Annotated in this window: 30 protein-coding genes and 1 tRNA gene; 15 read left to right on the top strand and 16 right to left on the bottom strand. The window is 59.8% G+C overall.

The features are described from left to right. Positions 1-105 precede the first annotated feature (105 nt). Positions 106-252: a hypothetical protein gene (locus GKIL_RS25240; protein ID WP_023173000.1), complete on the top strand. Its 147-nt coding sequence runs from the start codon at positions 106-108 to the stop codon at positions 250-252. 10 nt (positions 253-262) lie between these two features. On the opposite strand, the gene GKIL_RS07970 is transcribed toward GKIL_RS25240, so the two are convergent. The 4 genes from GKIL_RS07970 to trpS are packed head-to-tail and all read right to left on the bottom strand — an operon-like array spanning position 263 to position 3,623. Further along, positions 263-721 (bottom strand): YybH family protein, encoded by a 459-nt coding sequence (locus GKIL_RS07970; protein ID WP_023172999.1) that lies wholly within the window; start codon positions 719-721, stop codon positions 263-265. A gap of 18 nt (positions 722-739) precedes the next feature. After that, positions 740-1,360 (bottom strand): hypothetical protein, encoded by a 621-nt coding sequence (locus tag GKIL_RS07965; RefSeq protein ID WP_023172998.1) that lies wholly within the window; start codon positions 1,358-1,360, stop codon positions 740-742. Between the two features lie 55 nt (positions 1,361-1,415). Next, the gene (locus tag GKIL_RS07960) at positions 1,416-2,561 is read right to left on the bottom strand and encodes a citrate synthase (RefSeq protein WP_023172997.1); all 1,146 of its coding nucleotides are present in this window, start codon (positions 2,559-2,561) and stop codon (positions 1,416-1,418) included. A 54-nt stretch (positions 2,562-2,615) separates the two neighbouring features. Further along, positions 2,616-3,623 carry a tryptophan--tRNA ligase gene (gene trpS / locus GKIL_RS07955; RefSeq protein ID WP_023172996.1) on the bottom strand — a complete coding sequence of 336 codons (1,008 nt, stop codon included), beginning with the start codon at positions 3,621-3,623 and terminating at the stop codon, positions 2,616-2,618. 116 nt (positions 3,624-3,739) lie between these two features. Here trpS and GKIL_RS07950 point away from each other — a divergent pair, with 116 nt between their 5' ends. Continuing rightward, positions 3,740-5,245 (top strand): UbiD family decarboxylase, encoded by a 1,506-nt coding sequence (locus GKIL_RS07950; protein WP_023172995.1) that lies wholly within the window; start codon positions 3,740-3,742, stop codon positions 5,243-5,245. A gap of 45 nt (positions 5,246-5,290) precedes the next feature. On the opposite strand, the gene GKIL_RS07945 is transcribed toward GKIL_RS07950, so the two are convergent. Beyond that, positions 5,291-6,427, bottom strand: a complete 1,137-nt coding sequence (locus tag GKIL_RS07945) for an RNA-guided endonuclease InsQ/TnpB family protein (protein WP_023172994.1) — start codon at positions 6,425-6,427, stop codon at positions 5,291-5,293. A 158-nt stretch (positions 6,428-6,585) separates the two neighbouring features. Between GKIL_RS07945 and GKIL_RS07940 the strand changes: the two genes are divergently transcribed. From GKIL_RS07940 to GKIL_RS24670, 4 genes are all read left to right on the top strand, one after another. Beyond that, positions 6,586-7,248, top strand: a complete 663-nt coding sequence (locus tag GKIL_RS07940) for a lysophospholipid acyltransferase family protein (RefSeq protein ID WP_023172993.1) — start codon at positions 6,586-6,588, stop codon at positions 7,246-7,248. Between the two features lie 188 nt (positions 7,249-7,436). After that, positions 7,437-8,342, top strand: coding sequence for a sigma-70 family RNA polymerase sigma factor (locus GKIL_RS07935; protein ID WP_051382936.1), 906 nt, complete (start codon positions 7,437-7,439; stop codon positions 8,340-8,342). 40 nt (positions 8,343-8,382) lie between these two features. Further along, positions 8,383-9,042: a HEAT repeat domain-containing protein gene (locus GKIL_RS07930; RefSeq protein ID WP_023172991.1), complete on the top strand. Its 660-nt coding sequence runs from the start codon at positions 8,383-8,385 to the stop codon at positions 9,040-9,042. Further along, the gene (locus tag GKIL_RS24670; protein WP_187293905.1) at positions 9,029-9,199 is read left to right on the top strand and encodes a hypothetical protein; all 171 of its coding nucleotides are present in this window, start codon (positions 9,029-9,031) and stop codon (positions 9,197-9,199) included. The genes GKIL_RS07930 and GKIL_RS24670 overlap by 14 nt, the downstream gene beginning before the upstream one ends. 8 nt (positions 9,200-9,207) lie before the next feature. Here GKIL_RS24670 and GKIL_RS22500 read toward each other — a convergent pair whose 3' ends face one another. Further along, positions 9,208-9,834, bottom strand: coding sequence for an alpha/beta hydrolase (locus GKIL_RS22500; RefSeq protein ID WP_023172989.1), 627 nt, complete (start codon positions 9,832-9,834; stop codon positions 9,208-9,210). Between the two features lie 46 nt (positions 9,835-9,880). Then, complete coding sequence (locus tag GKIL_RS07920) at positions 9,881-10,963, bottom strand: RNA polymerase sigma factor, RpoD/SigA family (protein WP_023172988.1); 1,083 nt, start codon at positions 10,961-10,963, stop codon at positions 9,881-9,883. Between the two features lie 287 nt (positions 10,964-11,250). On the opposite strand from GKIL_RS07920, the gene GKIL_RS07915 reads away from it, so the two are divergent. From GKIL_RS07915 to GKIL_RS07905, 3 genes are all read left to right on the top strand, one after another. Then, positions 11,251-11,775, top strand: a complete 525-nt coding sequence (locus tag GKIL_RS07915; RefSeq protein ID WP_023172987.1) for a cofactor assembly of complex C subunit B — start codon at positions 11,251-11,253, stop codon at positions 11,773-11,775. A gap of 139 nt (positions 11,776-11,914) precedes the next feature. Beyond that, positions 11,915-11,987: transfer RNA gene (locus GKIL_RS07910), tRNA-His, on the top strand. Positions 11,988-12,081: 94 nt separating this feature from the next. Beyond that, positions 12,082-12,720, top strand: coding sequence for a ComF family protein (locus tag GKIL_RS07905; RefSeq protein WP_023172986.1), 639 nt, complete (start codon positions 12,082-12,084; stop codon positions 12,718-12,720). Here GKIL_RS07905 and pgeF read toward each other — a convergent pair. The 9 genes from pgeF to GKIL_RS07860 form a co-directional block, all read right to left on the bottom strand. Further along, positions 12,670-13,353: a peptidoglycan editing factor PgeF gene (gene pgeF, locus GKIL_RS07900; RefSeq protein WP_023172985.1), complete on the bottom strand. Its 684-nt coding sequence runs from the start codon at positions 13,351-13,353 to the stop codon at positions 12,670-12,672. The genes GKIL_RS07905 and pgeF overlap by 51 nt on opposite strands. 52 nt (positions 13,354-13,405) lie before the next feature. Next, positions 13,406-13,999 carry an ATP-dependent Clp protease proteolytic subunit gene (locus GKIL_RS07895; RefSeq protein WP_023172984.1) on the bottom strand — a complete coding sequence of 198 codons (594 nt, stop codon included), beginning with the start codon at positions 13,997-13,999 and terminating at the stop codon, positions 13,406-13,408. Between the two features lie 20 nt (positions 14,000-14,019). Beyond that, entirely contained in the window at positions 14,020-14,676 is a 657-nt protein-coding gene (locus tag GKIL_RS07890; RefSeq protein ID WP_023172983.1) for an ATP-dependent Clp protease proteolytic subunit, read from the bottom strand. Positions 14,677-14,767: 91 nt separating this feature from the next. Then, positions 14,768-16,387, bottom strand: a complete 1,620-nt coding sequence (locus GKIL_RS07885; protein ID WP_041244518.1) for a R3H domain-containing nucleic acid-binding protein — start codon at positions 16,385-16,387, stop codon at positions 14,768-14,770. Between the two features lie 11 nt (positions 16,388-16,398). Beyond that, positions 16,399-17,448, bottom strand: a complete 1,050-nt coding sequence (locus GKIL_RS07880; protein WP_051382717.1) for a Light dependent period protein LdpA domain-containing protein — start codon at positions 17,446-17,448, stop codon at positions 16,399-16,401. A 12-nt stretch (positions 17,449-17,460) separates the two neighbouring features. Continuing rightward, positions 17,461-17,940, bottom strand: coding sequence for an NAD(P)H-quinone oxidoreductase subunit N (locus GKIL_RS07875; protein ID WP_023172980.1), 480 nt, complete (start codon positions 17,938-17,940; stop codon positions 17,461-17,463). A 25-nt stretch (positions 17,941-17,965) separates the two neighbouring features. After that, positions 17,966-18,967, bottom strand: a complete 1,002-nt coding sequence (locus tag GKIL_RS07870; protein ID WP_023172979.1) for a radical SAM protein — start codon at positions 18,965-18,967, stop codon at positions 17,966-17,968. 38 nt (positions 18,968-19,005) lie between these two features. Then, a complete protein-coding gene (locus GKIL_RS07865) occupies positions 19,006-19,929 on the bottom strand; it encodes a hypothetical protein (protein ID WP_023172977.1) in 924 nt (307 codons plus the stop codon). Further along, positions 19,922-20,857: a UDP-glucuronic acid decarboxylase family protein gene (locus tag GKIL_RS07860; protein ID WP_023172976.1), complete on the bottom strand. Its 936-nt coding sequence runs from the start codon at positions 20,855-20,857 to the stop codon at positions 19,922-19,924. The genes GKIL_RS07865 and GKIL_RS07860 overlap by 8 nt, the downstream gene beginning before the upstream one ends. Before the next feature lie 685 nt (positions 20,858-21,542). Between GKIL_RS07860 and GKIL_RS07855 the strand changes: the two genes are divergently transcribed. The 6 genes from GKIL_RS07855 to GKIL_RS07830 are packed head-to-tail and all read left to right on the top strand — an operon-like array spanning position 21,543 to position 26,669. Then, positions 21,543-22,337 carry an MBL fold metallo-hydrolase gene (locus GKIL_RS07855; protein WP_023172975.1) on the top strand — a complete coding sequence of 265 codons (795 nt, stop codon included), beginning with the start codon at positions 21,543-21,545 and terminating at the stop codon, positions 22,335-22,337. Between the two features lie 15 nt (positions 22,338-22,352). Continuing rightward, positions 22,353-23,309, top strand: coding sequence for a glycosyltransferase family 2 protein (locus tag GKIL_RS07850; RefSeq protein WP_023172974.1), 957 nt, complete (start codon positions 22,353-22,355; stop codon positions 23,307-23,309). Further along, the gene (locus GKIL_RS07845) at positions 23,306-24,013 is read left to right on the top strand and encodes an acylneuraminate cytidylyltransferase family protein (protein WP_023172973.1); all 708 of its coding nucleotides are present in this window, start codon (positions 23,306-23,308) and stop codon (positions 24,011-24,013) included. Before GKIL_RS07850 ends, GKIL_RS07845 begins: the two co-directional genes overlap by 4 nt. 14 nt (positions 24,014-24,027) lie before the next feature. After that, the gene (locus GKIL_RS07840) at positions 24,028-24,957 is read left to right on the top strand and encodes a phosphoglycerate dehydrogenase (protein ID WP_023172972.1); all 930 of its coding nucleotides are present in this window, start codon (positions 24,028-24,030) and stop codon (positions 24,955-24,957) included. Then, on the top strand, positions 24,950-25,696 hold the full coding sequence (locus tag GKIL_RS07835; RefSeq protein WP_023172971.1) for an SDR family NAD(P)-dependent oxidoreductase: 747 nt from the start codon (positions 24,950-24,952) through the stop codon (positions 25,694-25,696). Before GKIL_RS07840 ends, GKIL_RS07835 begins: the two co-directional genes overlap by 8 nt. A 40-nt stretch (positions 25,697-25,736) precedes the next feature. After that, positions 25,737-26,669: a class I SAM-dependent methyltransferase gene (locus tag GKIL_RS07830; RefSeq protein ID WP_023172970.1), complete on the top strand. Its 933-nt coding sequence runs from the start codon at positions 25,737-25,739 to the stop codon at positions 26,667-26,669. The last annotated feature ends 141 nt before the right edge of the window (positions 26,670-26,810 follow it).

Here is a 26,810-nt window from a genome sequence, read left to right as displayed (position 1 = left end):
CCCACGGTCGAAACGAGAATACACCCGGCGAGACATGTACACTCACTAGCAATCGCCGATGATGCAAAGCAAGCGCACACACCGCCTGTCACAGGAAGACGAATCATGGAAACCTTTCCCCCACTTTTGACCGCCATCGCTGCCCTCGGTGCTTTGATTAGCCTGCACGAGGCCAAACAGAGCGTTCGGGCGCTGGCAAGAGCGTTTTCAAAAGTAAAAAGCCGGGCGGCCCGTACCGTTCAACCGTGCTAAAAAGCGTCGATCAACTGGTGTGATCGAGGATGATCCGCCAGCCGACGCCGGTCTTGCGCAACAGGAGCGTAAAGTAGCCGCCGACATCGCCCCCGTCATCGGATGCCCGCTTGAGATTCCACTGTCCGACTGCCGAGGCGTACGCTTCTCCCAGCATCTGCACTTCAAGATTTGAAAAGGTGAGCGCCCCCATCTTCTGTCTGGTTGGATAGCGCTCCAGGTAGCGCTCGAGCACCTGCTGGTAGCCTCTGGTAATGCTTGCACCGACGAAGGTCGTGGTCGTCGCGTGCTCGTAGCCGGCCATAAAACCGTTGACATCGCCCCGGTTCCAGGCTTCGGCCTGCCGGGCGATCAGGGTGCGGATCTCCTGTTCGGCAAAGATTGTCTGGGCCGGGAGGGCAGATAAGAAGAAACAGGGGAGCGCCAAAAACAGGGCGAGGCCAATAGCAGCGGGCAGGGATCTGGGCATGGGCTTTAATTCCATAAATCAGGGCCGGATGCGTCTGAGGACGGCTCCGAGCCGGTCGTAGTCGTCTTTGAGCAACTGGCTCACCTCGCGGCCCGCTTCTACCAGCCAGGCGCGGTTGTGGTTGTGGGCGGCGTGGCAGTGGCGGACAGTGGCAGCGAGCAGTTCATCGACCGGCGCGCCGGAGACAAGGAGCACCGTGCGCAAAAAGTCGAGCCGGGTGCTAAAAAAAGCCGACTCCATCGTCGAGCAGCGGTGGACGGCCTGGTGAACAAACGGGGGCCGGGAGGGCAGGTGCTGCACGATGCGCCGGTCTTCTTTGAAGCCGACGATCGCCGCTTTAAATTCGGTCTTGAGCATATCGAAGATCTGGGGTTGCTCGGTGCGCAACTGCTGCATCGAAAGGCCCATCGCCCGCGCCCGGTGAACCGAATCGACCGGACTGGTGGTAGCAAAGTAGACCACCGCGTAGACATCTATTCCCGCCTCCTCGTCCACCGCCTTGACCAGCGAGCCAAAAGGCGGTGCCACTGGAAAGTCGAGGGAGTCACTGTCGAGGCACTGGGCCAAAAATTCGGTCGTTGCCGTCTCGATCACCTCGGCAACGTGGTCGGGATGCAGGTTCAGAAGCGGCAGACGCATCGAGGCTGGCTCCAGTGTCTGACACCCAATATAGCGTCCTGGCAGCAACCCGGCGCTAGGCGTAGGAGCGCAGCGACAGAGGCGTGTACTCGACCTGGCGCGTGCCGGTGTAGACCTGGCTGGGACGGAAGATGCGGTTGTCGGTGAGTTGTTCGTGCCAGTGGGCAAGCCAGCCTGCGACGCGGGAGATGGCAAAGACCGGCGTAAACAGATCCGAGGGGATGCCCAGCTTTTCGTAGACCAGACCGGAGTAAAAATCGACGTTCGGATAAATCCCCCGGTGGCCCAATAGTTCGTCGCAGACGCGCTCGACTTCGAGGGCGATGTCGTAGAGGCGGCTATGGCCAAAGCGGTCAAACAATTCCTGGGCCAGATTTTGGAGGATCTTTGCGCGCGGATCTTTCACTTTGTAGACCCGGTGGCCCACACCCATGATTCGCTCCTTGCGGGCCAGCCGCTCCTCGATGTAGGGCCGGACCCGCTCGATGGTGCCAATGTCTTTGAGCATCCGGATCACCTCCTCGTTGGCACCGCCGTGCAGGGGACCAGAGAGGGTGCCCGCCGCCGAGGTGATCACGGTGTAGGGATCGGCCAGGGTCGAAGCGGTGACGAGGGCCGAGAAAGTCGAGGCGTTGACGGTGTGCTCGGCGTGCAGCATCAGACAGACATCGAAGATGCGCGCCGCTCGCGGGTCCGGTTCACGGCCTGTGAGCATATACAAAAAGTTGCCGGCGTGGCCCAGATCGTCGCGGGGCGGGATCGGATCGTTGCCCAGGCGCATCTGGTGAAAGGTGGCCACCATCGTCGGCACCTTCGAGAGCAGACGGATAGTCGAGTTGTAGGCGTATTCCTCCTTGGACATGTCGCGGCTGATCGGATAAAAAAGCCCGAGAGCAGCGATGCAGGCTTGCAGGGCCACCATCGGCCTGCCGCCCTCAGGAAAGCTTTTGATCATGTCGCGGATACGATATTTGACCCGGCGATGGGAGAGGATCTCCGCCTCGAAGGCGAGCAGTTCGTCCTTGATCGGCAGGTGGGCAAAGATGAGCAAAAAAGCGGTTTCCAAAAAAGTGCTCGATTCGGCCAACTGCTCGATCGGGATGCCCCGGTACTCGAGGATGCCGTTTTTGCCATCGACGAAGCTGATATTGGAGCGGGTGGCAGGCACACCTTCAAGACCAGGAACGTATTCGCCACTCATTGTTAGCTGTCCTTTTTTTATAAAAATGGATGGGGAACGGTGTGGGGAGTGCCCCTAAAAAGGCGGCAGCAGCCCCAATTTTTCGCGGACCAACCCCAGGGTGGCACTGGCCACCGCCGAGGCGCGCTCAGCCCCATCGCGCAGGATGCCATCAAGATATCCGGTCTCGCCCACGATTGCGTCGTATCTGTCACGGATCGGACGCAAATATTCGATCAATAACTCCGCCAGCTCCGGCTTGAATTTGCCAAAACCGACCTCAGCGAAGCGCTTTTCGACCGCATCGCGCTCAAGGCCCGAAAGCAATTGATAGACCGTGAGCAGGTTGGTCGCCTCTGGCCGCTCCGGATCGAAGCGCAGCCCCATGATCGGGTCAGATTTGGCTTTTTTGATCTTCTCGCGCAGCCGATCGGGCGAATCGAGCAGATTGATGCGCGAAAGATCCGATGGGTCGGACTTGGACATCTTGGCGGTGCCGTCCTGCAGGCTCATTACCCGCGCCCCTTCCTTGCGGATGTCGGCTTCTGGAACGCGAAGGGTTTCACCGAAGCGGTCGTTAAAGCGGCGGGCGATGTCGCGGGTAAGTTCGAGGTGCTGGCGCTGGTCCTCGCCCACCGGTACCAGATGGGGCTGGTAGAGCAAAATATCCGCCGCCTGCAAAATGGGGTAATCAAAAAGGCCGACGCTCACCTCGCTGCCCAGCTTGGTCGCCTTTTCTTTGAACTGGATCATCCGCTCCAGCCAGTTGGTCGGTACCAGGCAGTTAAACAGCCAGGTCAACTCGGTGTGGGCCGGGACGTGGGACTGTACGAAGACGACGGCAACTTGCGGATCGATGCCCGAGGCCAGATACAGGGCGGCGGTGCGCCGGGTCGCCTGCCGCAGTTCAGCCGGTTCTTGCGGAACGGTGAGGGCGTGCAGATCGACGACACAAAAAAAGCTCTCGTAGTGGTGCTGCTCGGCGACCCAGTTGCGCACTGCCCCTAAATAATTGCCCAGATGCAACTGGCCGGTGGGTTGGACACCTGAGAGGATGCGTTTGGTGGGCGATGAGCTGGACATGGCGGGTGCTGCGGGCGGAGTTTGCCTTCCGATTCTACTTTGCCGCTCGGTGGCGGGCGGTTGCCAGTCGCCCGCGCTGCCTCCTACCATCGAGGCAGGACGGGAGGAAATGGCGGATGGGCCGGGATCTGCGCACGTTTTTGCAGTTGCTGGAGCAGAAGGGCCAGTTGCGGCGGGTTACGGCCCGAGTCGATACCGATCTCGAAATTGCCGAAATTGCCAACCGGCTGCTCGCCGTCGGCGGACCGGCGCTTTTGTTCGAGAACGTCAAAGGCTCGCCCTTTCCTGTAGCTGTGAACCTGCTGGGCACCGTCGAGCGGGTGGTCTGGTCGATGGGATTGGAGGAGCAAGGACAACTTGAGGCCCTGGGCGAAAAATTGGGCAGGCTCCAGAAGCCCCGCCCGCCCCGCAATCTGCAGGATGCGATCGCCTTTGCGCCGCTCCTGGTCGATGTGATTCGATCTCGACCGGGGCGGGTGCTCTTTAACCCCGAGTGTCAGCAGGTGGTGCGCGAGGGCGAGGCCGTCGATCTAGATACCCTGCCGCTCATCCGGCCCTACCCCGGCGATGGGGGCCGCATTCTCACCCTGGGCCTTGTGATTACGCAAGATCCGGAGGACGGCACGCCCAACGTCGGCATCTACCGCCTCCAGCAGCAGAGCAAGAACACGATGAGCGTCCACTGGTTGTCGGTGCGCGGCGGTGCCCGTCACCTGCGCAAAGCCGCCGAGCGGGGCGAGAAGCTGCCGGTGGCGATCGCTGTGGGCGTCGATCCGCTCTTGATCCTGGCGGCGGCCACCCCGATCCCGGTGGAACTTTCAGAATGGATCTTCGCCGGGCTGTACGCCGGTGAGGGGGTGCAACTTGCCAAGTGCCGCCACTCCGATCTGCTGGTGCCCGCCCACGCCGAATTCGTCCTCGAAGGCACGATTACACCGGGGGAGGTGGTAGCGGACGGTCCCTTCGGCGATCACATGGGCTACTACGGCGGCGTCGAAGATTCGCCCCTGGTGCGCATCGCTGCCATCACCCATCGGGAGCGGCCCCTCTACTGCACCACCTTCTCGGGCCGACCGCCCAAGGAGGAGGCAATGATCGCCATCGCCCTCAACCGCATCTACACGCCGCTGCTCAGGCAGCAGGTGCCGGAGGTGCGCGACTTTTTTTTGCCGATGGACGCCCTCAGCTACAAGCTGGCGGTGCTGTCGATCAAAAAAGCGTACCCCGGCCAGGCGCGCCGGGCCGCCCTCGCCTTCTGGACGGCCCTTGCCCAGTTCACCTACACCAAGTTCGTCGTCGTCGTAGACGACGACATCGATATTCGCGACCCGTCCCAGGTGGTCTGGGCGATCGCTTCCAAAGTCGATCCGGCCCGCGACGTGTTCGTGATCCCCGATACGCCCTTCGACACCCTTGACTTTGCCTGCGAGCGCATCGGCCTCGGAGCGCGCATGGGGATCGACGCCACCACCAAGATCCCACCCGAAACCGATCACCCCTGGGGCGAACCGCTCAAGTCGGATCCGACGACGAGCGAACGGGTCAGCCGCCGGTGGGCCGAGTACGGCCTGGAGGACGTTCTGCGGGCAAAAGTTGACCCCAAAGCCTGGGGTTACACGTAAACGACCGTCGCCTGAAGCCCCGAAGGGGCCAGGAGCGAACGGCTTTCAGAAGCCCTCCAAACGGCAAGCCATCCAGGGACCGCGAGGCGAGTTTACAAGTCGCCCCAATTGAGAAATATTCACTGAACCATTGAAATCCGCATCGCCATGCCAACCACAACCGCCACACCTGAAGCTCTTCCCCTGCCGCTCCCCGATACGGTGGCAACAGTGGCAGGTCTGAGAGGTGTAGGCCGGCTTCACCAGCACCACGCTCACACCCGCACGGATAGCTTTGTAGGCGACGAACTGGCGCAACTGGTAGAACGCCCAACTGTTGCTGCGTCTGCGTTCCGTCTTGCTTTGCGGCCCAGTGTTGGTGCGTTGACGAATACCCGTCAGGTCTTCAAGAGCGATGCTCCAGTTCAAAGACTTTGCTTGCTGGACTAGTCGATGGCTGATTCGATGGTTGATGTTGGTCTGGAATCTGCGCTCTCTGCTGCCCAGCCGTTTCTGGTGCTCTCTCGCTCTTCTGCGAGTGCTCCGCGTGCCTTTAGCAGCCCGATGCTGAAGCCGTGCTCTGGTACGAGCAAAGCGGTCGCGGGTTTCTTTCAACTGCTGTCCATCGAAGGACTCTCCTGTAGAGGTGTGAGCAATGTCCGTCCGGCCCAGGTCAACACCGAGACACCCCTCTGGTTCAGATGGTTCACCCGGCTCGGACTTGACCTGAATCTGGATGTAGTAGCTGCCGTCCTTGCGCTTTACCAGCGTGGCAGAGGTCGGTTGCTGTCTAGCCAACAGGTGCCGCTGGTAGTTGCCGATGGCCAGTGGGATGTGTTCGCGTCCACCCAGCAACGTTACACTCACCATCCAACGCTTTTCATTCAACGAAAAAATGCGGGCGTCGTAGTCGATGCTTGTAGCGGCAAAGCTTTTGACCAGATGGCCCTTGACCTTGGCGGTCTTGCGATTGGCGCAGACACGAGCAACGGCCCGGACAGTCAGATTGGCGGACAAGCCAAACAGCACCCGTGCTTCGTGGTAGACGGCCTTCTGCATCGCTGCAGGGTTTGTCAGCCCCGTAGGCGCGCTCAGGTTGACCCAGGTGCAAGCATCTGCAAAAGCTTTGAGTGTGGCATCTATCTTCGCTGCTTGCTCGGAGGTAGGGTTGAGTTTGCAGGACACTGTCAGCACTTGAGTCATACCCCAATCATATCTCACTCACGAAGGAGATTGAACATGAATACGAATTTGCCTGCCTTGCGGCAGGCTTGGGCCGCCCGTGCAACGGCCCGCTACCTATCCCTCCGCCAGACCTGGCCCCAAAAGGGGCTAAAGCAGGCGGCATCCCGGAGGTTCAGGTGAAGACCCTGCGTCCCGAGCAGACCCTGGTGGCCTATCACCTCTTTAAGTGGCTCATCGTCAGCCCGATCCTGCACACGGCCCTGCGAGTAAAGATTGCAGGCGAAGCCCACGTTCCTGCCACGGGGGCTGTGATCCTGGCGAGTAGCCACGCCAGCCACCTCGACCCGGTGATCCTCGCCAACTGTGCCCGGCGACCGGTCGCGTTTATGGCCAAAGAAGAATTGTTCACAAACCCCGTACTCAGCCGTGTGATCCGCCTGTACGGCGCTTTTCCGGTCAAGCGCGGCAGCGGCGATCGAGGTGCTATCCGCGCTGCCCTCGAAGCGCTCGATTACCAGTGGGCAGTGGGCATCTTCTTAAACGGCACCCGCACCCCCGACGGCAGTGTGCCATCGGCGCAACTGGGAGCGGCCATGCTCGCGGCCAAAACCCAGGTGCCGATCGTGCCGGTGGCAATTGCCGGTAGCGGCTTGATCCTTCCTAAAGGCAGCCTCCTGCCGCGCCTGCACCGGGTGAGCGTCTGTTTTGGCCCGGCCCTCGCACCGCCAGAAAGTACCCGCCGTGCGGCTTTAGAGACCACCACCGCCGCCTGTGCCGCCCAGATTCAACAGCTCCTGATAACAGCGGGCACCCTCGACAAGTCGTACCCCCAGCCTTGATCCCCGGTACACTCCGATCTGATCCCCGCGACAGATGTGGCCGCCCTGCGGGAAATTTACAGTATGTTTTAAGCTCAACCGCGACAGGTTTAATTTTGTTGACTCGATAGTTAAATTTTGTTAAATAAATTAGAGTAAGAAGGCCAGACATAAAAGCGGATGCAAAGATGCAGGATACGGAGAACGACATGACGTCCCTGGTCAAAATTCAACTCTCAGAGCCCCAGCAGCGCCGTGGCCGCGCCAGCCAATCCTCTCTAGAGGATTCCGTGGGCCAGTTTTTGCGAGAAATGTCCCGATATCCGCTTTTGACTTCCGAGCAGGAGGTCGAGCTAGCCCAGGTCATCGCCAGGGGAGGAACAGGAGCCGAGTCCGCCAAGCGCCGCCTGGTGCGGGCCAACTTGCGCCTGGTCGTGTCGATCGCCAAAAAATATCTCAACCGGGGCGTGCCCTTCCTCGATCTCATCCAAGAAGGGGCAATCGGCCTGATGCGCGCCGCCGAAAAGTTCGACTTCGAGCGCGGTTACAAGTTCTCGACCTACGCGTACTGGTGGATTCGCCAGGGGATCACCCGCGCCATCGCCTCTCAGTCGCGGACGGTGCGCCTGCCGGTCCACATGGTCGAAAAGCTCAACCAGGTCAAGCGCATCCGCCGCCAGCTCACCCAGGAATTGTCGCGCAAGCCGACCAAAGCCGAGATGGCCGCCGCCCTCGAACTGGATATCGACAAGCTCGATGAGATCCTCGATGCGGGTCGCCGCACCCTTTCGCTGCACGTGCGGGTGGGCAAAGAAGAGGACACCGAGCTGTTGCAACTCATCGAAGACAGCGAGACGACCTCGCCCACCGAGACGCTCGATTACGCTCTGCTCGTCGAGCAAATCGAAGCGCTGTTGCACCTGCTCACCCCCCGCGAGCGCGACATCATCGAGCTGCGCTTTGGACTCGCCGACGGCAACAATTACACCCTGGCCGACATTGGCGAGATGTACAATCTTTCGCGCGAGCGGGTGCGCCAGATTCAAGCCAAGGCGATGCGCAAGCTGCGCCACCCGCGCCGCCAGATGCTCCTGCGCGATTGGACCGAGGCTTAGAGCTTTCGGCTTTCCAGCGGAGAATGTCACAATAGGCGGTATGGACGAGCTGATCGAGGCGGAGCCCTACGCGCTGGAGGTGGTGGACTCGCCCCCGGACATCGAGCAGTTGCTGAGCGATCTGATATCCGGGGACGTTACCCGCCGGATGCTGGCAGCTCGCGCCTTCTCAGAAATTCAAGACGAGCGCTCGGTCCCGGCACTCATCGATTTGTTGGCCGACGATTGCCCACTAGTCAGGGTGAGTGCAGCCTACGCCCTGGGCCGCAATCCGTGTCCGGCGGCGGTCGAGCCGCTCATCGCCACACTGCTGCAGGACTGGAACGGATACGTGCGCAAGGGACTGGTCTGGGCACTGGGCAACTGCCAGGACGCTCGCGCCTTCGATTCGCTGGTCGATGCTCTTGTGACCGATATTCCAGCGGTGCAGCTCTGGGCGGCCAGTGCCCTTGGTCAATTAGGCGATCCGCGCGCCGTCGCACCGTTGGCTACAGCCCTCAAAGCCGACCCGGTTGCTGTGGTGCGCAGCAACTGCGCCTGGGCGCTGGGCAAGCTGGGCGACAAAGAAGCCGGTGTGCCGGCCCTGCTCAGTGCCCTCGACGACGACGATTTGAGCGTCCAGCAGGACGTGCGCGAAGCATTAAATACTCTCGGGTACCACTATGAAACCGATGCCGCCGACCCCTTTGAAATTGCCTGAAGTCGATGGTCTGCTGCAGCTCGCCACCGGCAGCCTGGCCCTCTGGCTCGAAGTGGGGCTGCGGCTCGCTGCGGGCGCTGAGCAGCAGTTGCTTGCTTTCAGCGACGAAAGTAAAAAATATCTCAGTTCGCGCCTGCTTCCCGAACTGGAGGAGTAGCGGCCCGGTCAGGCTGGCAGAAGGCGTTCGATAAAAGTACGGATGCGAGCAACGGCTGCCTGATTGATCTGGTGGCCCATGGCGTATTCCTGGTACTCGACGGTGACGCCAGCCTCAGTCAGGGCTGCTTTTGCCAGGCGGCTGGCCCGCACCGGGATGACCGGGTCGGCCTCGCCGTGGACAATGAGCACCGCCGGCCAGGGTAGGGCTGCGGGCCTTAGCGCCCAGAGGCGTTCCGGCTCAAACAGGTAGCCGCTCAAAGCGACGATCGCCGCCGGCGGCGGGTCGAGGAGCAAGCCAGTGCTGAGGGCAAGCACCGCCCCCTGCGAAAAACCGGCCAGCAGCACCGGCAGATCGCCAAAGCGCCGCCGTTCGGCGCGGATCAGTTCCGTCAACAGCTCACTGCTGTGCTCGACGCCCTGGGCATGAGCAGGACCAAACTCGTACCACTGTCTGCCTTCTGAAAATTCTGCCAGGGCGTAGGGCGCATCCGGCAGATAATATCGCAGCGCCGGCAGCGCCAGTGCCTCTACGAGCGCAAGCAAATCGAGGCCATTCGCCCCGCGACCGTGCAGAAAAAAAGCGAGGGCTCGGGGAGTGGGCTCCTGCGAGGCGATCGTGAGTGCGTCGAACATAAAAAAGGCCGCTCCGGCGGAACGGCCCCAATGTAACAGCTACCAGCTATTCCATCAGCTCAAGGTAGTCGCGGACCTTGGCCCGACGGCGCGGCTGACGCAGCTTTTGCAGAGCCTTCGACTCGATCTGGCGCACCCGCTCCCGCGAAAGCTCAAGCGCCCGGCCAATCTCAGACAGCGAGTACTGCCTGCCGTCGAGCAGACCGTAGCGCATCGTCACCACATCCCGTTCGCGCAGGGTCAGATCGCCCAATAGCTCCTGCACGTCGCGCCTGAGGGACTGCTGCACGGCACTCTCTTCGGGGGAGACTTCTTCTGCTTCGAGCAACTCGCCCAGTTCGGTGTCCTTGTCTTTGCCGACGCGGGTCTCAAGGGAAACCGAACGCGGCACCCGGCTCATCAACTCGCGCACGTGGGCCGGTTCCATCTCCAGTTCGTCGGCGATCTCGGAGATGGTTGGGGTGCGGCCCAGGTTCTGCGAGAGCTTGCGCTGGGTCTTCTTGATCCGGTTGAGCTTTTCGGTGATGTGGACCGGTAGACGAATCGTCCGCGACTGGGTGGCGATGGCGCGGGTGATCCCCTGGCGAATCCACCAGTACGCGTAGGTCGAAAAGCGATATCCCTTCGTCGGGTCGAACTTTTCGACGGCCCGCTCCAGGCCGAGGGTGCCCTCCTGAACCAGATCGAGCAACTCAAGACCCCGGTTCTGGTACTTCTTGGCGACCGAGACGACCAGGCGCAGGTTGGCCTCGATCATCTTTTTCTTGGCGCGGGTGCCCGCCTGCACCTGCCGCTTAAGCTCAGAAACACCCAGATGAGCAGCCTCCGCCCAGTCAGCGTCGCTGGCTTGAGCGCCCAGCGATTCTTTGATGCCCATCAGCTTCATCAGTCGCTGCACCTGCTGGGCAAGCTCCACCTCTTCGTCGCGGCCCAAAAGCGGCACCCGACCGATCTCCTGCAGATACACGCGCACCAGGTCCGTCGAGTTGCTCGGCTTGGCCGGTCGCTCGTCGGTGTAGTCTACCTGCACAAAAGCTTCCAGCGCCTGGGGATCGAGGATGGGCTCGTCGAGCCCGCCTGCCTCCAGTTCATCGGGAGCTGTGAGCATATCAATATCGACGATGTGCATGGTAAGTTCAACCTTCCTTAACGTAAATGGCTTGTCTGAAAGCCGGATCAGAACCGTGGTGCACCCAGGCAAAGCGCAGGACGCTTGAGCTTTGTTCTATAGACACCTGCCTGGGCTGGGGATGTTCCTTAAAGACCAGATACCTGACCGGAGGAGCAATCTCAATTGAGCGTGAATATGTGAAACGGTTTTTCTCTTGCCTCTCAACTATTATTATACGACCAATATCAAGTCTTGAAAACTGATGCAGTAGGCAACCAGGCGGGCGGGAGGCAATAATAGAAGTCATGCAGCAGATCACTGTCCTTTCGACCCTGGTACTGACGCTGCTGATGCTCGTCGGCCTGTTTTTCTTTCTGCGTGCCTCGGTCAAAGATCGTACCGAGCAGGCGGAAATAGATTTCAACAGCTCGCCCCAGCAACTCGCCAACACACTCCAGACCTACCTTGAGAAGCGCTCTTACCGACTCGTCCAAGCGAAAGAGCATCAACTCATCTTTTCGGGGATTGTCGCCCCGAGCCGTTTTCTCGCTGGCTTCTTGACTCTCCTTGCATTTTTGGGTTTGGCCTGTCTGGCTTTGGTCCTGACAACGTTGTTTGAGGCGGCAGGCTGGCGGGTCGCTCTTTTGCTGTTGCCCCTGTCCAGTCCCCTTGCCGGTGTGTTTTACTGGAGGAGCGCCCGGCGGCCTGAGCAGGTGATCGCCCAGATTACCAGAATTGACCAGGGAGCAAGGTTGCTTATCGAGGCGCACCGCGACGAGATTCTGGTTCTCAAGGACAATCTGGAGATCACCGATCCCCAGGTACGCTGACCGACGCACTCCGGTATCTGCTCTGCAGAGATCTCCATTGTACTCTAAAAAATTGGCTGTTCACCAGTCGGTTACTTTTCTTTGGGTACTGACCGTCTGCTTACTTGGTGCGCAATGCTAGGATAGGAAGCGGCTTCTGGCGGGCGTAGCCAAGTGGTTAAGGCAGAGGATTGTGGATCCTCCATTCGTGGGTTCAAACCCCATCGTCCGCCCTCAAATATTTTCTCGCCTGTCTGGTTCCAGCTGGTAGGAGCGGGTGGCGAGCTGCAGGCAATAGGCTGAGGGTTGTTCTACCCGTAGTACTCTGTGAAATTCTGGCTGTTTCAGCACCGCTGCCCGCTTTGCGAGCAACGCACAAGTGACTACCTCTGTGCAAGGTGCGGGGCGGAGCTGACGAGTAGTCGCTTTGAGCAAAGGCGTACATCGACGGGTAGCCTCGCCGTCTATCCCTGGGGCGTCTATGCAGGTTTGCTCAGGCGGGCGCTCGAACTGCTGAAGTACGGCAATCGGCCCGAAATCGGAGACTGGCTGGGAGAACGATTGGGGCGCTGGTGGCTTGAGGAGCGATGGCCGCGCCACTATCGGGTCATCGCTGTACCACTGCACGCCGAGCGGCTAAGCGAGCGGGGCTACAACCAGGCTGAGCGGCTTGCCCGCGCCTTTTGTAGGCGAACGGGCATGGTCCACAGTAGCCACCTCCTGCAGCGCACCCGTGCCACTCCTGCCCTCCATCGCCTCGATCCCATCGAGCGCGCCAGAGCGATCGAGGATGCCTTCAGTGTCGTGGGCTCCCTACCACCGGAGCCGGTGCTTCTGGTAGACGATATCTTTACCACCGGTGGCACGCTTCGCCAGTGCGCAGTTGCCCTTCAGCAAAGAGGTAGCGGCCCTGTCTCAGCGATTGTCGTCGCCCGGCCCCTGCTCTATCGGCAGACCGATACCTGAGTACTGGATCTTGCCGCCCCCTTCCCGGCGATAGGAGTACAGCCAGTCGGGGCTGCCGTAGGTACAGGCCGGACAGATGGCGATCCGTTCCGGTAGCAGCCCCCTGGCGATCGCCTGCTGGCGGTTGACCTCGCGCACATCGAGGCGCACCCGGCCCGGTTCAGCGTCCGGCAGCAGGGCCAAAGAAGCTTCGGTGATCGTCGCTGTCACTTCGCTCGCAACTCCATGGGCCACCTGGTAGGCACTGCCACTGATTGCTGGTCCCATTGCGCACAGCAGGTTCGCCGGATCGCTGCCCTGCTTGCAGAGTGCGGCGACGGTGGCCCCAACAATCGACTGGGCCGTTCCGCGCCAACCGGCGTGGATGGCAGCCACCGCCCCGGTGCGTGGGTCTGCCAGCAAGATCGGCGTGCAATCGGCGGTACTCACCCAGATCGAATCACCGGGCCGATCGCTCCAGAGCGCGTCGCCGGTGCAGCCCGGCTCGACGGGCACCGGCTGGATCTGGGCGCTGTGGGTTTGTTTGAGATAAAAGGCTGTCTGTGCGGGCAGAGCCAGAGCGACGGCGAGCTGTGCCGGCGGGCAACCACTGGCACGGCGGGTAAAAAAACCGTGGGGCCAGCGGGAGAGCAACGCGCACTCCCAACGGCTCCACGGTCCATCTTCGATAAATTGCCACACCGGCCTAGATCGGGCGATGCTGAACGACCTGATCGATGAGGCCGTACTGCGCCGCTTCGTCGGCGGACATGAAAAAGTCGCGGTCGGTGTCGCGCTCGATGCGCTCAAGGGGCTGGCCAGTCCGATCGGAGAGGATCTGGTTGAGGCGGTCCTTGGTGTAGAGGATCTCCTTGGCCTGGATGCCGATGTCGGTGGCCTGGCCCTGGGCACCGCCGAGGGGCTGGTGAATCATGATCCGCGAGTGGGGCAGGCTGGTGCGCTTGCCCTTGGCACCGGCAGCGAGCAAGAACGCGCCCATGCTGGCGGCAAGGCCGACGCACATCGTGGCGACGTTGGCCCGCACGTGCTGCATCGTGTCATAGATGGCAAGCCCGGCTGAAACCGAACCGCCGGGGCTGTTGATGTAGAGGTAGATGTCCTTTTCTGGATCTTCGGAGTCGAGGTAGAGCATCGAGGCGATGATCGCGTTGGCGATTTCGTCGTCTACCTCGCGGCCCAAAAAGATGATCCGATCGAGGGCGAGGCGGTTAAAGATGTCGATCCACTGGCTCTGTCCACCCGGCAGGCGGTAGGGCACCTTGGGAATCCCGATAGGCATGGCAGTTTCCTCCGTAAAGGTTAGACAGGCGCACCGACGGCTTTGAGGCTGGCGATCTTGGTCGCACTCGGTTCGAGCACTTTGTCGATCAGGCCGTAGCTTACAGCTTCGTCGGGGGACATATAGTACAGCCGCTCCGTGTCCTTGTCGATTTGCTCGACGGCCTTACCGGTGTGGGTGCTCAGAAGCTGATTGAGCGTGCGCTTGGTGGTGAGCAATTCCTGGGCACGGATGTTGATGTCGGTGGCCTGGCCACGGGCACCGCCGTAGGGTTGGTAGAGAATGATACGGGAATTGGGCAGGCTCATGCGCTGTCCCTTGGTGCCCGCTGCCAACAGCAGTGCCGAAAACCCACCGGCCAGACCGAGGCAGATGGTCTTGATGGGCATCCGCACGTGGCGCATCGTGTCGTAGACCGCGAAGGCGCTGGTCTCGAAACCGGCAACACCGGGACTGTTGATGTAAATCTCGATCGGTTTGGCGTTGTCCTCCGATTCGAGATAAAGCAGCTGGGCGATCAGCAGTTCGGCCACCACGTCGTTAATAGGGGTGCCGAGGTAGACGATGCGCTCGTTCAGCAGCAGGGACGGTAGATCCGGGGGAGGGGTACGAAATCCATAATCCCCGGAATAAGCAGCCCGGATGGAACCGGGTCCGTAGTCGGCAAGTTCGCTCATTCGTGACTCCCCAGCCTTTTTGTCACTATAACAGTCTGCCTGCCGCCGCTGCAGGTAGGGGTTTCCACACCCGGACCGCCCCAGTCAGGATCTATTCGGGATAGATGCGCAATCGCCGATTGGGCTCCTGGCCAAAGCTTTCGGACTTGAGCCGATAGTGCTCGACCAGTTCGTGCTGCATCTTGCGGATATGGGGAGCGCGCGGCAGCAGTTCGACGGGCTGGCCCTTGGGGAGGACAATTTGCTCGACGGCGAGGCGCGCCTCCTCCATCGCTTCGAGTTCGTCCTCCGAGTCGAGGGTGCCCAGCAATCCGGCATCGATATCCCCGCCCACTCCCGGCTCATCGATCTGCAGGATGCGGCGCAGGGCACGGGTAATGTGGGGGATCGTGTTGGCCTTGACCGTATGCACGGGGATCTGACGGCTGTGGGCGACGGCGGCAATCTTTGCTTTGTCGCGCACGTGGGAGCGCAGGGCGAGCACTACATCGGCGTCATCGATCTCTTTGGTGAGCAGCACCGGATAGCCCAGGGTCTGAACGATGCGCTCGAGATGGCTGCGGGAGACCGCGTAGGGGTAGATGCGCACCCGGTTGTTGTCTGAACCGGTGTCGAGGTCCATCGCACTGAAGGGAACCACCGCCGGGTTGTGCCAGGCGGTGCCGTTGTTGCGACTGCTAGAAAGCGATACAGGCTCGTCCCACTCCGCTTCGGAAAGTTCGCGGGTGACACTCACCTTACCGGCGGCGCTGATCGCCCGCGTCTCCGGCAGCGGTTTGCGCTCGCGCAACAGATAATCGACCGTCTCGGCGACATCCTTGTGGACGGTCCACTTGTAGCGCTCCTGCATCTCGACGGCGATCTCGAAGGTGGGCGGTGCCTTGCGCTCGAGCACACTTTTTTGGGTACCGCGACGGCGGGCCTCTTCGTCGCCCAGCGTCACCGTCTGGATGCCGCCGATCAGATCCGATAAAGTCGGGTTTTTGATCAGATTTTCGAGGCGGTTGCCGTGGGCGGTGCCCACCAGTTGCACGCCGCGCTCCGCGATCGTGCGGGCCGCCTGGGCCTCCAGTTCGGTGCCGATTTCGTCGATGACGATCACTTCGGGCATATGGTTTTCGACCGCCTCGATCATCACCTGGTGCTGAAATTCGGGGCGAGCGACCTGCATCCGCCGCGCTCGACCGATTGCCGGGTGGGGAATGTCGCCGTCGCCGGCGATCTCGTTGCTGGTGTCGATGATCACCACGCGCCTGCCCAGATCGTCGGCGAGCACGCGGGCGATCTCGCGCAGGGCGGTGGTCTTGCCGACGCCGGGACGGCCCAACAGCAAAATCGATTTACCCGATTCTACGAGGTCGCGAATCATGATGATCGTGCCGAAGACAGCCCGGCCCACCCGGCAGGTAAGACCGATAATCCGGCCATGGCGGTTGCGCATGGCGCTGATGCGGTGCAGGGTGCGCTCGATGCCGGCGCGGTTGTCGCCCGAAAATTCGCCGACGTTGGCGACGCACTGATCCAGTTCCGCCTGGACAATCGGTTCTTCTGAGAGGTATTCGCTATTTTCGCGAAAGCGCGCCTCCGGTCGTCGGCCCAGATCGAGCACCACTTCGATCAGCTCATCGAGGCGCTCGTGCCGTCTCAGGCGCTCCTGCAATCCGGCGGGCAGAATGGCCAGCAGCTTCTCCAGATCGTCCGTGACGCGCATTTCGTTGTGGGTCATGGGGATAGCATCGTGAGCCATGAGGCAGTACCCTCCTGGTGGAGATGGGGTTTGAGTTGGCAGACGAGGGCGCGGGCCCGCTCGACCGCCCGGCGCAACAGTTTGGGATGGCGCTCAAAAGAATCGGTTTCGCTCTCAAGCTGGATGAGCTGCCGGGCGTAGGAGCCGTAGCCGACGCCGCTGACATTGAGCATCGCCTCGCGCGCCAGGGCCACACTCGCGTCGTTTGTCCCTCCCGCCAGTTGCAGATAGCCCGGTAGATGCCACTGCTGCACCTTCAAGGCAAACTGCACCGCGCGCGTAGCGGTGCTGCGGGCCAGATCGCCGCTCATCGGCAGCCCATCGATCTGCCAGACAAGGCGAGTCCTGGCGGCTGGGGCAAGAGTGCTCGTCCGGATCACCTCCCAGAGGGCATGGAGATGTTCGCGCATTCCAGGTTCGTCCGGAAAACTGATGGCCAGCAGTTGCAGGCGGGGCAGGACGGGAGCGAGCCCGGCCCAGAGCTGGTGGAAGCCCTCAAGGTTGCCCTGGTGCGTATGAATCTCGACCGCATCGACCGGACAAGCGGCGAGCAGCGCACCGATCGTGCCTGGGTCAGGCTGCCAGGCATGAAAATCGATGAGTCCGAACGGACAGACCGGCCCACAGCGCCCGCAACCGTAGCAGCGCTGCCTATCGACGCCACCTACGGCGATAGCATCGACCGGACAGATGCGCAGACAGGGCCGGGCACAGTCGCTTGGGCAATCCTCGGCGGAGAAATGGGCTTTACGAAAGTGCAGGTCGGCTCCGTCGCTGAGGCTGACCATCAAGAAAGGTCGTTCTGTCGGTGCGGCTGCCATCAGCCGGACCGCTGCGTCGATCGCCCGCCGGACTTCTACGATCACAGCTGGATCCGCCGAGACATCTATGCAGTCTGCTCCGGCCAGGGTATAGGCCAAAGCCAGGTTGGCAAGGCTCGGAAGATTCTGGAGGCTGGCTCCTCCTATGAGCTTGAACCAGCTACCGGCGTCAAGAGAGCGATAGGGACGGGGCAAACATTCCACCACGTCCGTATTCTAGCTTCCCTCCGCCATCTTTGAAACTGCCTCAGCCAGGGGAAGCCAGCGAATGCCCCTATCGCTGCCGAGTTCGATGACGATCTTGAGTTTTGCCACCGCTGCAGGCAACATAGATAAATACTCTAATTCTGCCAGCGAGAGCACTTTGCCCTCGATGAGCCAAAGCACAAAGCCTCTGGCGCTGGGGGGCAGGTTGTCCATGTAAATGGCCAGTTCCGGCGGCAGATCGAAGACGCGCTTTTCTTTTTTGCCCAGGTGGGCCGGTCTGACCCCGTGGCTTTCGAGCAAAAAGCGCGAAAGATCTCCGAGCCCTCTAGCGCTCAAAAGCTGCGTCCGGTAGCCTGCTCCGCGCAACCGGCGCTGGTAGTTGCCCTCAAGGCCGCCCTCCGGTGGAAACCAGAGCGCCAGCGCCCCCTGTTTTTCGACTGCCGCTACAAAGCGGGTGCCATTGTCGGGGACCAGATTCAGCAGAGGCATGGTAGGCAATAATACTTGGCTTCGCTCAGTGTAACACTGCCGTCGCCGCACTCCGGGAGCGGCGGCCCCGGCGGCGGGCAAAAAATTCGTCGGCGTAGCTGAGTCCGTTGAGCAGCGTGTAGCGATCGAGCCCCTTAAAGAAGCTCGGTATGAGGTAGCACCAGACCGTGCAGCCCTCACAGACCGATAGCCGCCCCTGGGAAGCGCGGTACTCGGCCACTTTCTCGCCGCTACTATAAAGTTCAAAAAGTCGGCCTGCGATCGGCTCAGAGTGTTGGGCAAAGTGGTAGCAGGGCAAAAGCAGCTTGTCGTCGGGCGAGATGACGATCACCGCCTCGACTGCCTTGCAGCGCGGATCGGCGGTGTGGTTGCCGCCAGCTTCGATAAGTGCAAGGGCGGCTTTGTTGTAGCCGAGGATGCCCCGATAGCGTTCGGCGGCGTGGCGAATCGCTGCAACCAGGGCCGGGGTGGGATTTTTGTTGTTGTTGTAATGTTCGTGGGCAGTAAAGGCGGGATTGAGCCAGGCGCGCACCTCCAGGCGGTTGGCCAGCTCGGCCACCTCCGCGATGCGTTCGTAATTTTGAGCAGTGACCGTAAAGTTGAGCGTCGGGTATTCGCCCAGCGACCGGGCCAACCGCACCGACTCGATCAACCGCTCAAATAGATCCACGCCCCGCGACTGGTTGTGGGAAGCGGCGTCTGGCCCGTCGAGGGAGAAATTTAAAAAATCGACCAGTCCCCGCAACTGCTGCGCCTTTTTAGGATACAGAATCGTGTTGGTGGTGAGGCTGGTAAGCAGGCCCAGGCGCTTGGCGGCTGTGTAAATCTCGACGATATCGGGGCGCAAAAGCGGCTCGCCGCCGGTAAAGTCAACGTACTTGACCCCCAGTCGCCTCAGATCGATCAAGTTGGTGCGGATCGTCTCGAAGCTTGCCTCCGGAGGCGGCGTGAGTGCCCAGATGTCACAAAAATGGCAGCGGGCGTTGCACTTGTAGGTGACGTAATAGTTGCAGACCAGCGGTGCCATCTTGCGTACCTGTGCGTAGGGAGCCTGCCTGTAGTGTACTAGCTGTCGCGTTCTTGAAGATCGAAGCGGCAGCCTTCAAACAGGGCGTAGGGACTCTGGTGTCTGCGCACCTGCGCCACCCGCGCCAGCGCCTCGGGGTTGTTGCGCCGCGTCCACATCTGCCAGCGCCAGCCCAGGTAGCTTGCCGTGTACGCACCGCGCTCGCGCCAGCGGGCCAGTCGGGTGAGCGGCGATCCGCTTTTGACAGCACAGGCAAAAGATCGGGCGGCAAACTGGGGAAAGTAGTCATCCAGCCAGCGGTTGCAGCCGAGCACGCTCTGAAAATATTCGATGCCCCAGAGGGGCCGATTCAACAACAGCTCCAGTGCCATCGGTCCATCCTGGCGGACAAAGGGCCGTACATCGCTGTCGGTCCAGATCACGTTGATGCTCATCAGTTTTGGCAAAAAGGGCCGTCGGGTGTGAACATCGGTCGGGCGATGGCGGTAACGGGCGCTGAAGCCAAGGGCGATCAAGTTGGCCTGCAGGTAAGTGGTGTAGCGCGTGCCGTCCTCGACGAACAGGTTGAAGTCCACATCGTCGGTTTCTTGAAAACCACCGGCGGCCAGCGAACCGGCCAGGGCCGCGCAGCGGATCTGAGGGCAATAGTGAACCAGCTGCTCGATGTAAGCTTCAACCGCCGACCACCAGCGGCGGCTCGCCTGCAGGTGCTCTGCCTGCCGCCTGCAGGAGCGGCGCACCAGGGTTGCACTGCAGCTTGCTGTATGCACCAGACCGTCGCTCAGGTGCAGTCGATCGCTCTTTTTGATCACCGCCTCCAATCGCTCCGGCTCCACGGGGCCACCGAGCAACCACCGCGCCAGATTCTCGATGCTCAGGCAATAGCCCCGGCGCTCAAACAGATCGACAGTGGCGCACAGGCGCTCCGTCAGGCATCCCTCGACAAAGACAGGCTCAGCCATCGAGGCCGAGCCTGTGCCGAAACTCGACCACGGTGCGCCTGAGCCCCTCGGCGAGCGGTACCGTCGGCTCCCAGCCCAGGAGCGTGCGCGCCCGCGCAATGTCCGGTTGCCGTTGCCGGGGATCGTCCGAGGGCAGCGGCTTGAAGATGATCGGCAGTTCGGGGTTGACAAGCGCACGCACCTGCTCCGCCAACTCAAGAATCGTAAATTCGTCGGGGTTGCCAATATTGATCGGCCCAATGTGTTCGCCGTTCATCAGCCGGATCATCCCTTCGACCAGATCGGAGACATAACAGAAGCTGCGCGTCTGCTGGCCTTCGCCGTAGACCGTAAGCGGCTCGCCGCGCAGGGCCTGAAAAAGAAAGTTGCTCACCACCCGTCCGTCCCCCTCGCTCATCCGGGGCCCGTAGGTATTAAAGATGCGGATAATCCGAATATCGACCCGGTTCTGGCGGTGGTAGTCCATCATCAGCGTCTCCGCCAGGCGCTTCGACTCGTCGTAACAGCTGCGAATGCCGATCGGATTGACGTGCCCCCAGTAATCCTCGTTCTGCGGATGCACCAGCGGATCGCCGTAAACTTCAGAAGTCGAGGCAAGCAAGATCCGGGCCCGCACGCGCTTGGCAAGACCCAGCATGTTGAGCGTGCCCAGAACGCTTGTCTTGACCGTCTTGACCGGGTTGTACTGGTAGTGGATGGGCGAAGCCGGGCAGGCCAGATGATAGATGCGGTCCACCTCCAGGCGGATCGGTTCGGTAATGTCGTGGCGGATCAACTCGAAGTTGAGATGATCGCGCAGATGAGCGACGTTTGCGCGCGTCCCCGTAAAGAAATTGTCAACACAGATTACCTCATCCCCCGCTGCCAACAAGCGATCGCACAAATGGGAGCCGATAAAGCCTGCTCCACCAGTCACCAGAACGCGCATGAAGTTTTCTCAGACAACGCCCGTATCGTAGCGCATCGAGAGCCCGGCTAGAGGACTGTGGGAGTATGCAGCAACTGTAGCTGGGGCGATATGTGTCAGTGAGGCTACAAAACCACAGCAGAAAGAAGACATCCAGTCACCCAGTCAAAAATGTAGGAGGGGGAGGAGGCACTCTGGGCATTCGACCTTCCTTGCGCAACTCTTCGCGCCCATAGCACGCGGTTGCGTTGTCGTCTCCAATGGTGTATAACTTTTGCGTGCAGTCTGTGCAGTACCAGCAAGGAAGCTTTCTCCAAAGCGTTTGGGCTTTGTACTGTACCTGCAGAGTGTTGGTTCTGAAATGAACCTTGTTTCTGGCGAAAGCGTCCTACCTGCATCCAGCTTGCAAATAGTGTCGAGAGCCCTGCTAGCTTGAGAGCGTTCTGCCTCGCAGCCTGGCCTATCTGAGCCTCGTTTCCTTTGTCTCAGCCACCTCCTGGGAACCTGGAGCAAGGGAAAGTCATCGCTACAGCACCCTTTGACGGCCTGGGTAAAGCTATTGCCTGTGGGTGCCTTCGTGACATAATCTGCCTCTCATTTCGTCGCTGTCGATTCTCATGCTCATCCAAACGACTCTTCCTGGCCTGGAAGTTCGAGAGCAAGCCACCTCACTTCCCAGGACCGCAAGGAGCATAGTGCATTTAGCATGGGCGCGATGACGAGCGATGACAGGCAGGCGATTGTTGTGCGTCCCCTCGGACAGGCGGGGTTCAAGCTGACCTTTGAGCACACGGTGGTCTACATCGATCCTTACCTTAGCGACTACGTTGCGAAGGTTGAGGGGCCGGATATGCGAAGACAAATCAGCATTCCTGTGCTGCCCGAGACAATCGATGACGCCGATTGGGTTTTTATCTCTCACATCCATATCGACCACTGCGACCCGGAGACATTGCTGCCGATTTCGCGCGCTTCCCAGACCTGCCGTTTTCTGTGTCCCAACACCGTCAAGATATGCCTGAGCGATCTGGGTATCGCGCCGGAGCGTCTGGTGCTCGCTCCAGAAAAGGAGTGGTTGCCCCTTGGACCACACCTGCGCGTGCGGGCAGTTCCTGCCGTTCATCCGTGCATCGAAAGGGACGAGTCCGGCTGTTTGCTCTGTGTCGGCTACGTCCTCGACTATCGGGGCCGGCTGCTCTATCATGCCGGGGACACTTCACCTGCCGACGAATTGGTAGAAGCACTCAAACAGCTCGGCACCATCGATACTGCTCTGCTTCCGGTCAACGAGCGCAACTTTTATCGCGAAAGGCGAGGCATTCTCGGTAACATGTCCGTGCGTGAGGCTTTTCAGCTCGCCGATGAAATAGGCACCCGGACAGTCGTCCCGATGCACTGGGATATGTTTGCTCCAAATGCTGTTTTCCGCGAAGAAATCGAGTTGCTCTACCAGCTCCTGCAGCCATCTTTTCAGCTGCGGCTGCAACCCACCTCCTTGTAGGCAGCGCTATTCGGTATGCTGGCCAGCATCGTCATCCGCACCTACAACGAGCAACGCTATCTTCCCCAACTGTTGGAAGCGGTTGCCGAGCAAACTTTAGCGGATCTGGGCTGCGAGGTGATCGTCGTCGATTCCGGCTCATCCGATCGGACCGTTCAGATAGCCCAGCGCTTCGGCTGCCGGCTTGTCCATATTCAAAAAGCAGACTTCTCCTTCGGTCGCTCGCTGAACCTCGGTTGCCAGGCCGCCCGAGGGGAGTATCTGGTTTTTATCAGTGGCCACTGCGTCCCGACCAGTTCGCAGTGGTTGGCTCAACTGCTGCACCCCCTGCAAGCCCAGCGGGCAGTACTTACCTATGGTCGTCAACTCGGCGGCGAGCAGACGCGCTTCAGTGAAAAGCAGGTTTTCAGTAAATTCTATCCACCAGCCAGCCGCATTCCACAGACAGGTTTTTTCTGCAACAACGCCAACGCCGCTTTACTACGGCCGATCTGGTTGCGCAACCCTTTTAACGAAGCCCTGACCGGCCTGGAGGATATGGAACTGGGCAAGCGCCTGATCGCTCAGGGGCTTCAAATCGCCTACGTCGCCGAAGCAGCGGTCTGGCACTACCACGACGAGTCGTGGTCAAAGGTGCTGCACCGCTACGAGCGCGAGGCGATCGCTCTGCAGCACATCATGCCCGAAGTACATATTCACTTTCTCGATTTTCTGCGCTATCTGACAGCAGCGATCTGGTCAGACAGCCGCGCTGCCATCCAATCGGGCCTTCTTGGATCAAAATTAAAAGAGATCTGTCTTTTTCGTCTGATGCAATTCTGGGGCAGCTACCGGGGCAATTGGGAGCACCGCACCCTGTCCCGCCACAAAAAAGAAATGTATTTTGGATATCTAGAAACTGCCGCCGCCGCCCAATCAGCGGCAAAACCGAACGAGCTGGAGACAACTTCCGCCCCACGCGTGGATATATGAGTAAAACTGCTCAGGTGCGACCGCAGGTAGTTGCTTTGCTACCGATGAAAGCCCACAGTGCGCGGGTAAAAGGCAAAAATTTTCGCCCGTTTTGTGGCAAGCCCCTGTTTCGCTGGATTCTCGATACACTGCTGTCGATTGTCGAAATCGAGCGCGTCGTCATCAACACCGATGCGCGTCAGCTTCTCGCTGATCAGGGCTTGGTAGGCGGCGACCGGGTCCAGATTCGCGATCGCAGGCCCGAAATTTGCGGCGACTTTGTCAGCATGAATCTGGTGCTTGCGGACGATGTTGCCAACGTAGACGCTGACATCTATCTGATGACCCACACCACCAACCCTCTGCTTAAAGCAAGTACTATCCGCTCGGCACTGGCAGCCTTTATCGACGCCCAGCTTGCGGGCAAGGCCGATTCGCTCTTTACAGTCAATCGCTTTCAGACGCGCTTTTATCGCGCCGATGGCAGCCCGGTCAACCACGACCCGCAGAACCTGATCCGCACCCAGGATCTCGAAGCCTGGTTCGAGGAAAATTCCAACCTGTACATCTTTACAAAAGCGAGCTTTCTGGCGACCGGTGCCCGGATCGGCCAGCGGCCAATGATGTTTGAAACGCCCCGCCTAGAATCAGCGGATATCGACGATCAAGAAGGCTGGGATATTGCCGAGATGATTGCCCAACAGCAACAACTGGCAACCACTTGAATTTGGTGTAGCCGATGCGTATCTTGATCACCTGTCCGCCGATGGTGCGACGGATCGACGAGTTCCGTCACTATTTTGTGGACAAAAATATAGAAGTCTACTGTCCGCCCATCGTACAGACCCTCACCGTCGATGAATTGCTCACCCTCGTTCCCCAATTTGACGGTTGGATTATTGGCGATGACCCGGCCACGCGGGAGGTTTTCGTTGCCGGTAAACAGGGAGCGTTGCGGGCAGCTGTAAAGTGGGGCGTCGGAGTAGACAATGTCGATTTTGGAGCGGCAGAGGATCTGGGCATTCCAGTCCTCAATACACCGGGTATGTTTGGGGCGGAGGTAGCTGATGTAGCGGTTTCTTACGTCACGGCTCTAGCGAGAGAGACATTTTTGATTGACCGCGAGGTGCGCGCTGGCCGCTGGCCAAAACCCTGCGGCATCTCTTTGACCCATAAGACACTCGCACTGGTTGGCTTTGGTGACATTGGACGCAGCGCGGCAAAGCGCCTGTTGGCAGCGGATATGCAGGTGATCGTCTACGATCCCTTCTTCAAGGCAGTTGACGGGTTGGCCGTAGAGCCAGCACCCTGGCCAGAGCGCCTCGATGAGGCAGATTTTATTGTTCTCACCTGCGCTCTCACAGCCCAGAACTTTCACATGATCGACGCTGAAGTTCTGGCGCGAACCAGGCCCGGCGTGCGCATCGTCAACGTTGCCCGTGGGCCGCTTATCGATCAACAGGCTCTGGTCGCTGCCCTTGAGTCGGGCCAGGTCCATTCTGCAGCCCTCGATGTTTTCGAGGAGGAACCTCTGCCGCTCACCTCGCCCCTGCATCGCCACAAGCGCTGCATCTTTGGTTCACACAACGCCTCCAATACAGCAGAAGCTGTGCAGCGCGCGAGTGAAAAAGCGATTCAACTGCTGTTCGGTTTGTTAAAAATTGCCTGACGCAGAAAGAACAGCCCTGATCACGGGGGCGATCGGAGGAATTGGCCAGGCGCTCTGCAGTGCGTTCCACCGAGCGGGTTATAGAGTGATCGCAGTCGATCGCCTGCACGGCAACTGCCAGTGCGATTTATTTATGCAACTCGACTTACAAGAACTGTGTTTCGATAAAGAGCGCTCCGCTGCATTGCTCGCGAAGCTGCACAGTGCTGTGGAGCCGTCCGGACTCAACGTCCTGGTCAACAACGCCGCCGTCCAGCCTCTCAATTCCACCGAAAAAATTACACTCGATGAATGGCGGCAGACGCTCGACATTAATCTGACTGCTCCGTTCTTGCTCATCCAGGGGCTGTTACCTGCTCTTGAGAGGGTGGGCGGAAACGTTGTAAACATTTCCAGCGTTCACGCCATAGCGACCAAACCGGCATTCGTCACCTATGCGACGAGCAAAGCGGCCCTAGGTGGCCTGACCCGCGCTCTGGCCATCGACTTGGGCGGTAGAGTGCGAGTCAATGCGATCAATCCTGCCGCGACAGCGACGGCAATGTTACTGGCAGGTTTCGTCGGCAAAGAGGCACAGTTTGAAGAACTCTCCCGGATGCATCCAGTGGGGCGGATTGCCCAACCAGAAGAAGTTGCCTCAGCAGCTTTGTTTCTCGCCTCGACCCAGGCCGATTTCATTACCGGCGCTTCTCTAAATCTAGATGGCGGCATAAGCGTGCGATTGCACGATCCAGGATAAATTCCTGTCTTGTCCTCTACTTATTCGTCAGATCGAGGTGATGGTGGAGCGAACCCCAGCATTAAAGTACGAATTCATTGAGCCTCAGGAGCAACTGGCCTCAGTGGATTTTAAGTTTGTTGAGAATTTCTTGAAGATCACGGGGCGGACGCAATTGGGATGGCACTATATCACCGACCTCACCTGGATCTATCGGCAGATAAAGTTCTGGCCTAAGGGATTGCGGGTACTGGATGCTGGCGGTGGCGGCGGTCCAGTTCAATTTCTCCTGAGCGAATTAGGTTTTGAAGTCACAAATGTAGACATGGTTCTAAAAAAACCGCCTCTTGCCTACCAGCGGCGCTATGGCACAAAGTACGAACGCTTTCCCAGCCATGTCACTACTGACTATGCACAACTGCTCGAAGCTGCGCCTCCTACAACAGTTCTCGCCCGGCTGAAGCAACAGATTAGTTGCTGGTCCATGATCACCGAGGCTAGAGCTTGGCGGTACGAAAGTGTTCATGACACCTGGCGACGCCAGAATAACCTGAATGGGCAGCCTGCACAACTTAACTGGTGCGTCGGCAACCTATGCCATATGCCCGAGTTCCCAGCCAAATCCTTTGATGCAGTGGTTTCCCTGTCGGCTATCGAACATATCCCCATAACTTCACTTTCACAGGCGCTACAAGAAATTCATCGGATTGTCAAACCCCAGGGATATTGGGCCGTGACAACCTCAGGCACAGAACAACCTGCTACCTGGCTGCACGAACCGTCCCAGGGCTATTGCTTTAGCGAAAATGACCTCGTAGGCTTCTTTGGAGCAATTCCCGCCTGCCAACAAGAGCCGCACAAGGTACTCAGCAACTACCATAACTGTACTTATCTCAAGGATAACCTCGCTAAATTCTATAAACTTAGCGGTAAGTACGGTATGCCGTGGGGTCACTGGTCTCCTCAGTACATTCCTGTGGGTTTGAGCCAGTGAACAACTAACCCTTCCATTTGCTGGCCCAAGAAATTCTGTTGTAGACTCCAGCCATTCAGGTTAGTCATCAAGCTTTGAACCAACCCCTAGGATCGTTTCCGGCACAGCTGTTTGCCCCGGTGCTCCACGCCCTGCTGCCAA

The sequence above is a fragment of the Gloeobacter kilaueensis JS1 genome (genome assembly GCF_000484535.1).
Lineage (GTDB): Bacteria > Cyanobacteriota > Cyanobacteriia > Gloeobacterales > Gloeobacteraceae > Gloeobacter > Gloeobacter kilaueensis.
Note: the sequence above shows the minus strand (reverse complement) of the source record. Positions and strands in the feature narration are given on the sequence as shown.

Bases quoted from the DNA above. Each gene is read 5' to 3' on its own strand.
- GKIL_RS07890 (WP_023172983.1), bottom strand. From the start codon at position 14,676: ATGAGCGAACTTGCCGACTACGGACCCGGTTCCATCCGGGCTGCTTAT.
- GKIL_RS07950 (WP_023172995.1), top strand. From the start codon at position 3,740: ATGGGCCGGGATCTGCGCACGTTTTTGCAGTTGCTGGAGCAGAAGGGC.
- GKIL_RS22500 (WP_023172989.1), bottom strand. From the start codon at position 9,834: ATGTTCGACGCACTCACGATCGCCTCGCAGGAGCCCACTCCCCGAGCC.
- trpS (WP_023172996.1), bottom strand. From the start codon at position 3,623: ATGTCCAGCTCATCGCCCACCAAACGCATCCTCTCAGGTGTCCAACCC.
- GKIL_RS07945 (WP_023172994.1), bottom strand. From the start codon at position 6,427: ATGACTCAAGTGCTGACAGTGTCCTGCAAACTCAACCCTACCTCCGAG.
- GKIL_RS07850 (WP_023172974.1), top strand. From the start codon at position 22,353: ATGCTGGCCAGCATCGTCATCCGCACCTACAACGAGCAACGCTATCTT.
- GKIL_RS07960 (WP_023172997.1), bottom strand. From the start codon at position 2,561: ATGAGTGGCGAATACGTTCCTGGTCTTGAAGGTGTGCCTGCCACCCGC.
- GKIL_RS07855 (WP_023172975.1), top strand. From the start codon at position 21,543: ATGGGCGCGATGACGAGCGATGACAGGCAGGCGATTGTTGTGCGTCCC.
- GKIL_RS07885 (WP_041244518.1), bottom strand. From the start codon at position 16,387: ATGCGCGTCACGGACGATCTGGAGAAGCTGCTGGCCATTCTGCCCGCC.
- GKIL_RS07970 (WP_023172999.1), bottom strand. From the start codon at position 721: ATGCCCAGATCCCTGCCCGCTGCTATTGGCCTCGCCCTGTTTTTGGCG.
- GKIL_RS25240 (WP_023173000.1), top strand. From the start codon at position 106: ATGGAAACCTTTCCCCCACTTTTGACCGCCATCGCTGCCCTCGGTGCT.
- GKIL_RS07935 (WP_051382936.1), top strand. From the start codon at position 7,437: ATGACGTCCCTGGTCAAAATTCAACTCTCAGAGCCCCAGCAGCGCCGT.
- GKIL_RS07920 (WP_023172988.1), bottom strand. From the start codon at position 10,963: ATGCACATCGTCGATATTGATATGCTCACAGCTCCCGATGAACTGGAG.
- GKIL_RS07830 (WP_023172970.1), top strand. From the start codon at position 25,737: ATGGTGGAGCGAACCCCAGCATTAAAGTACGAATTCATTGAGCCTCAG.
- GKIL_RS07915 (WP_023172987.1), top strand. From the start codon at position 11,251: ATGCAGCAGATCACTGTCCTTTCGACCCTGGTACTGACGCTGCTGATG.
- GKIL_RS07865 (WP_023172977.1), bottom strand. From the start codon at position 19,929: ATGGCTGAGCCTGTCTTTGTCGAGGGATGCCTGACGGAGCGCCTGTGC.
- GKIL_RS07930 (WP_023172991.1), top strand. From the start codon at position 8,383: ATGGACGAGCTGATCGAGGCGGAGCCCTACGCGCTGGAGGTGGTGGAC.
- GKIL_RS07840 (WP_023172972.1), top strand. From the start codon at position 24,028: ATGCGTATCTTGATCACCTGTCCGCCGATGGTGCGACGGATCGACGAG.
- GKIL_RS07875 (WP_023172980.1), bottom strand. From the start codon at position 17,940: ATGCCTCTGCTGAATCTGGTCCCCGACAATGGCACCCGCTTTGTAGCG.
- GKIL_RS07845 (WP_023172973.1), top strand. From the start codon at position 23,306: ATGAGTAAAACTGCTCAGGTGCGACCGCAGGTAGTTGCTTTGCTACCG.
- GKIL_RS07895 (WP_023172984.1), bottom strand. From the start codon at position 13,999: ATGCCTATCGGGATTCCCAAGGTGCCCTACCGCCTGCCGGGTGGACAG.
- GKIL_RS07860 (WP_023172976.1), bottom strand. From the start codon at position 20,857: ATGCGCGTTCTGGTGACTGGTGGAGCAGGCTTTATCGGCTCCCATTTG.
- GKIL_RS07965 (WP_023172998.1), bottom strand. From the start codon at position 1,360: ATGCGTCTGCCGCTTCTGAACCTGCATCCCGACCACGTTGCCGAGGTG.
- GKIL_RS07870 (WP_023172979.1), bottom strand. From the start codon at position 18,967: ATGGCACCGCTGGTCTGCAACTATTACGTCACCTACAAGTGCAACGCC.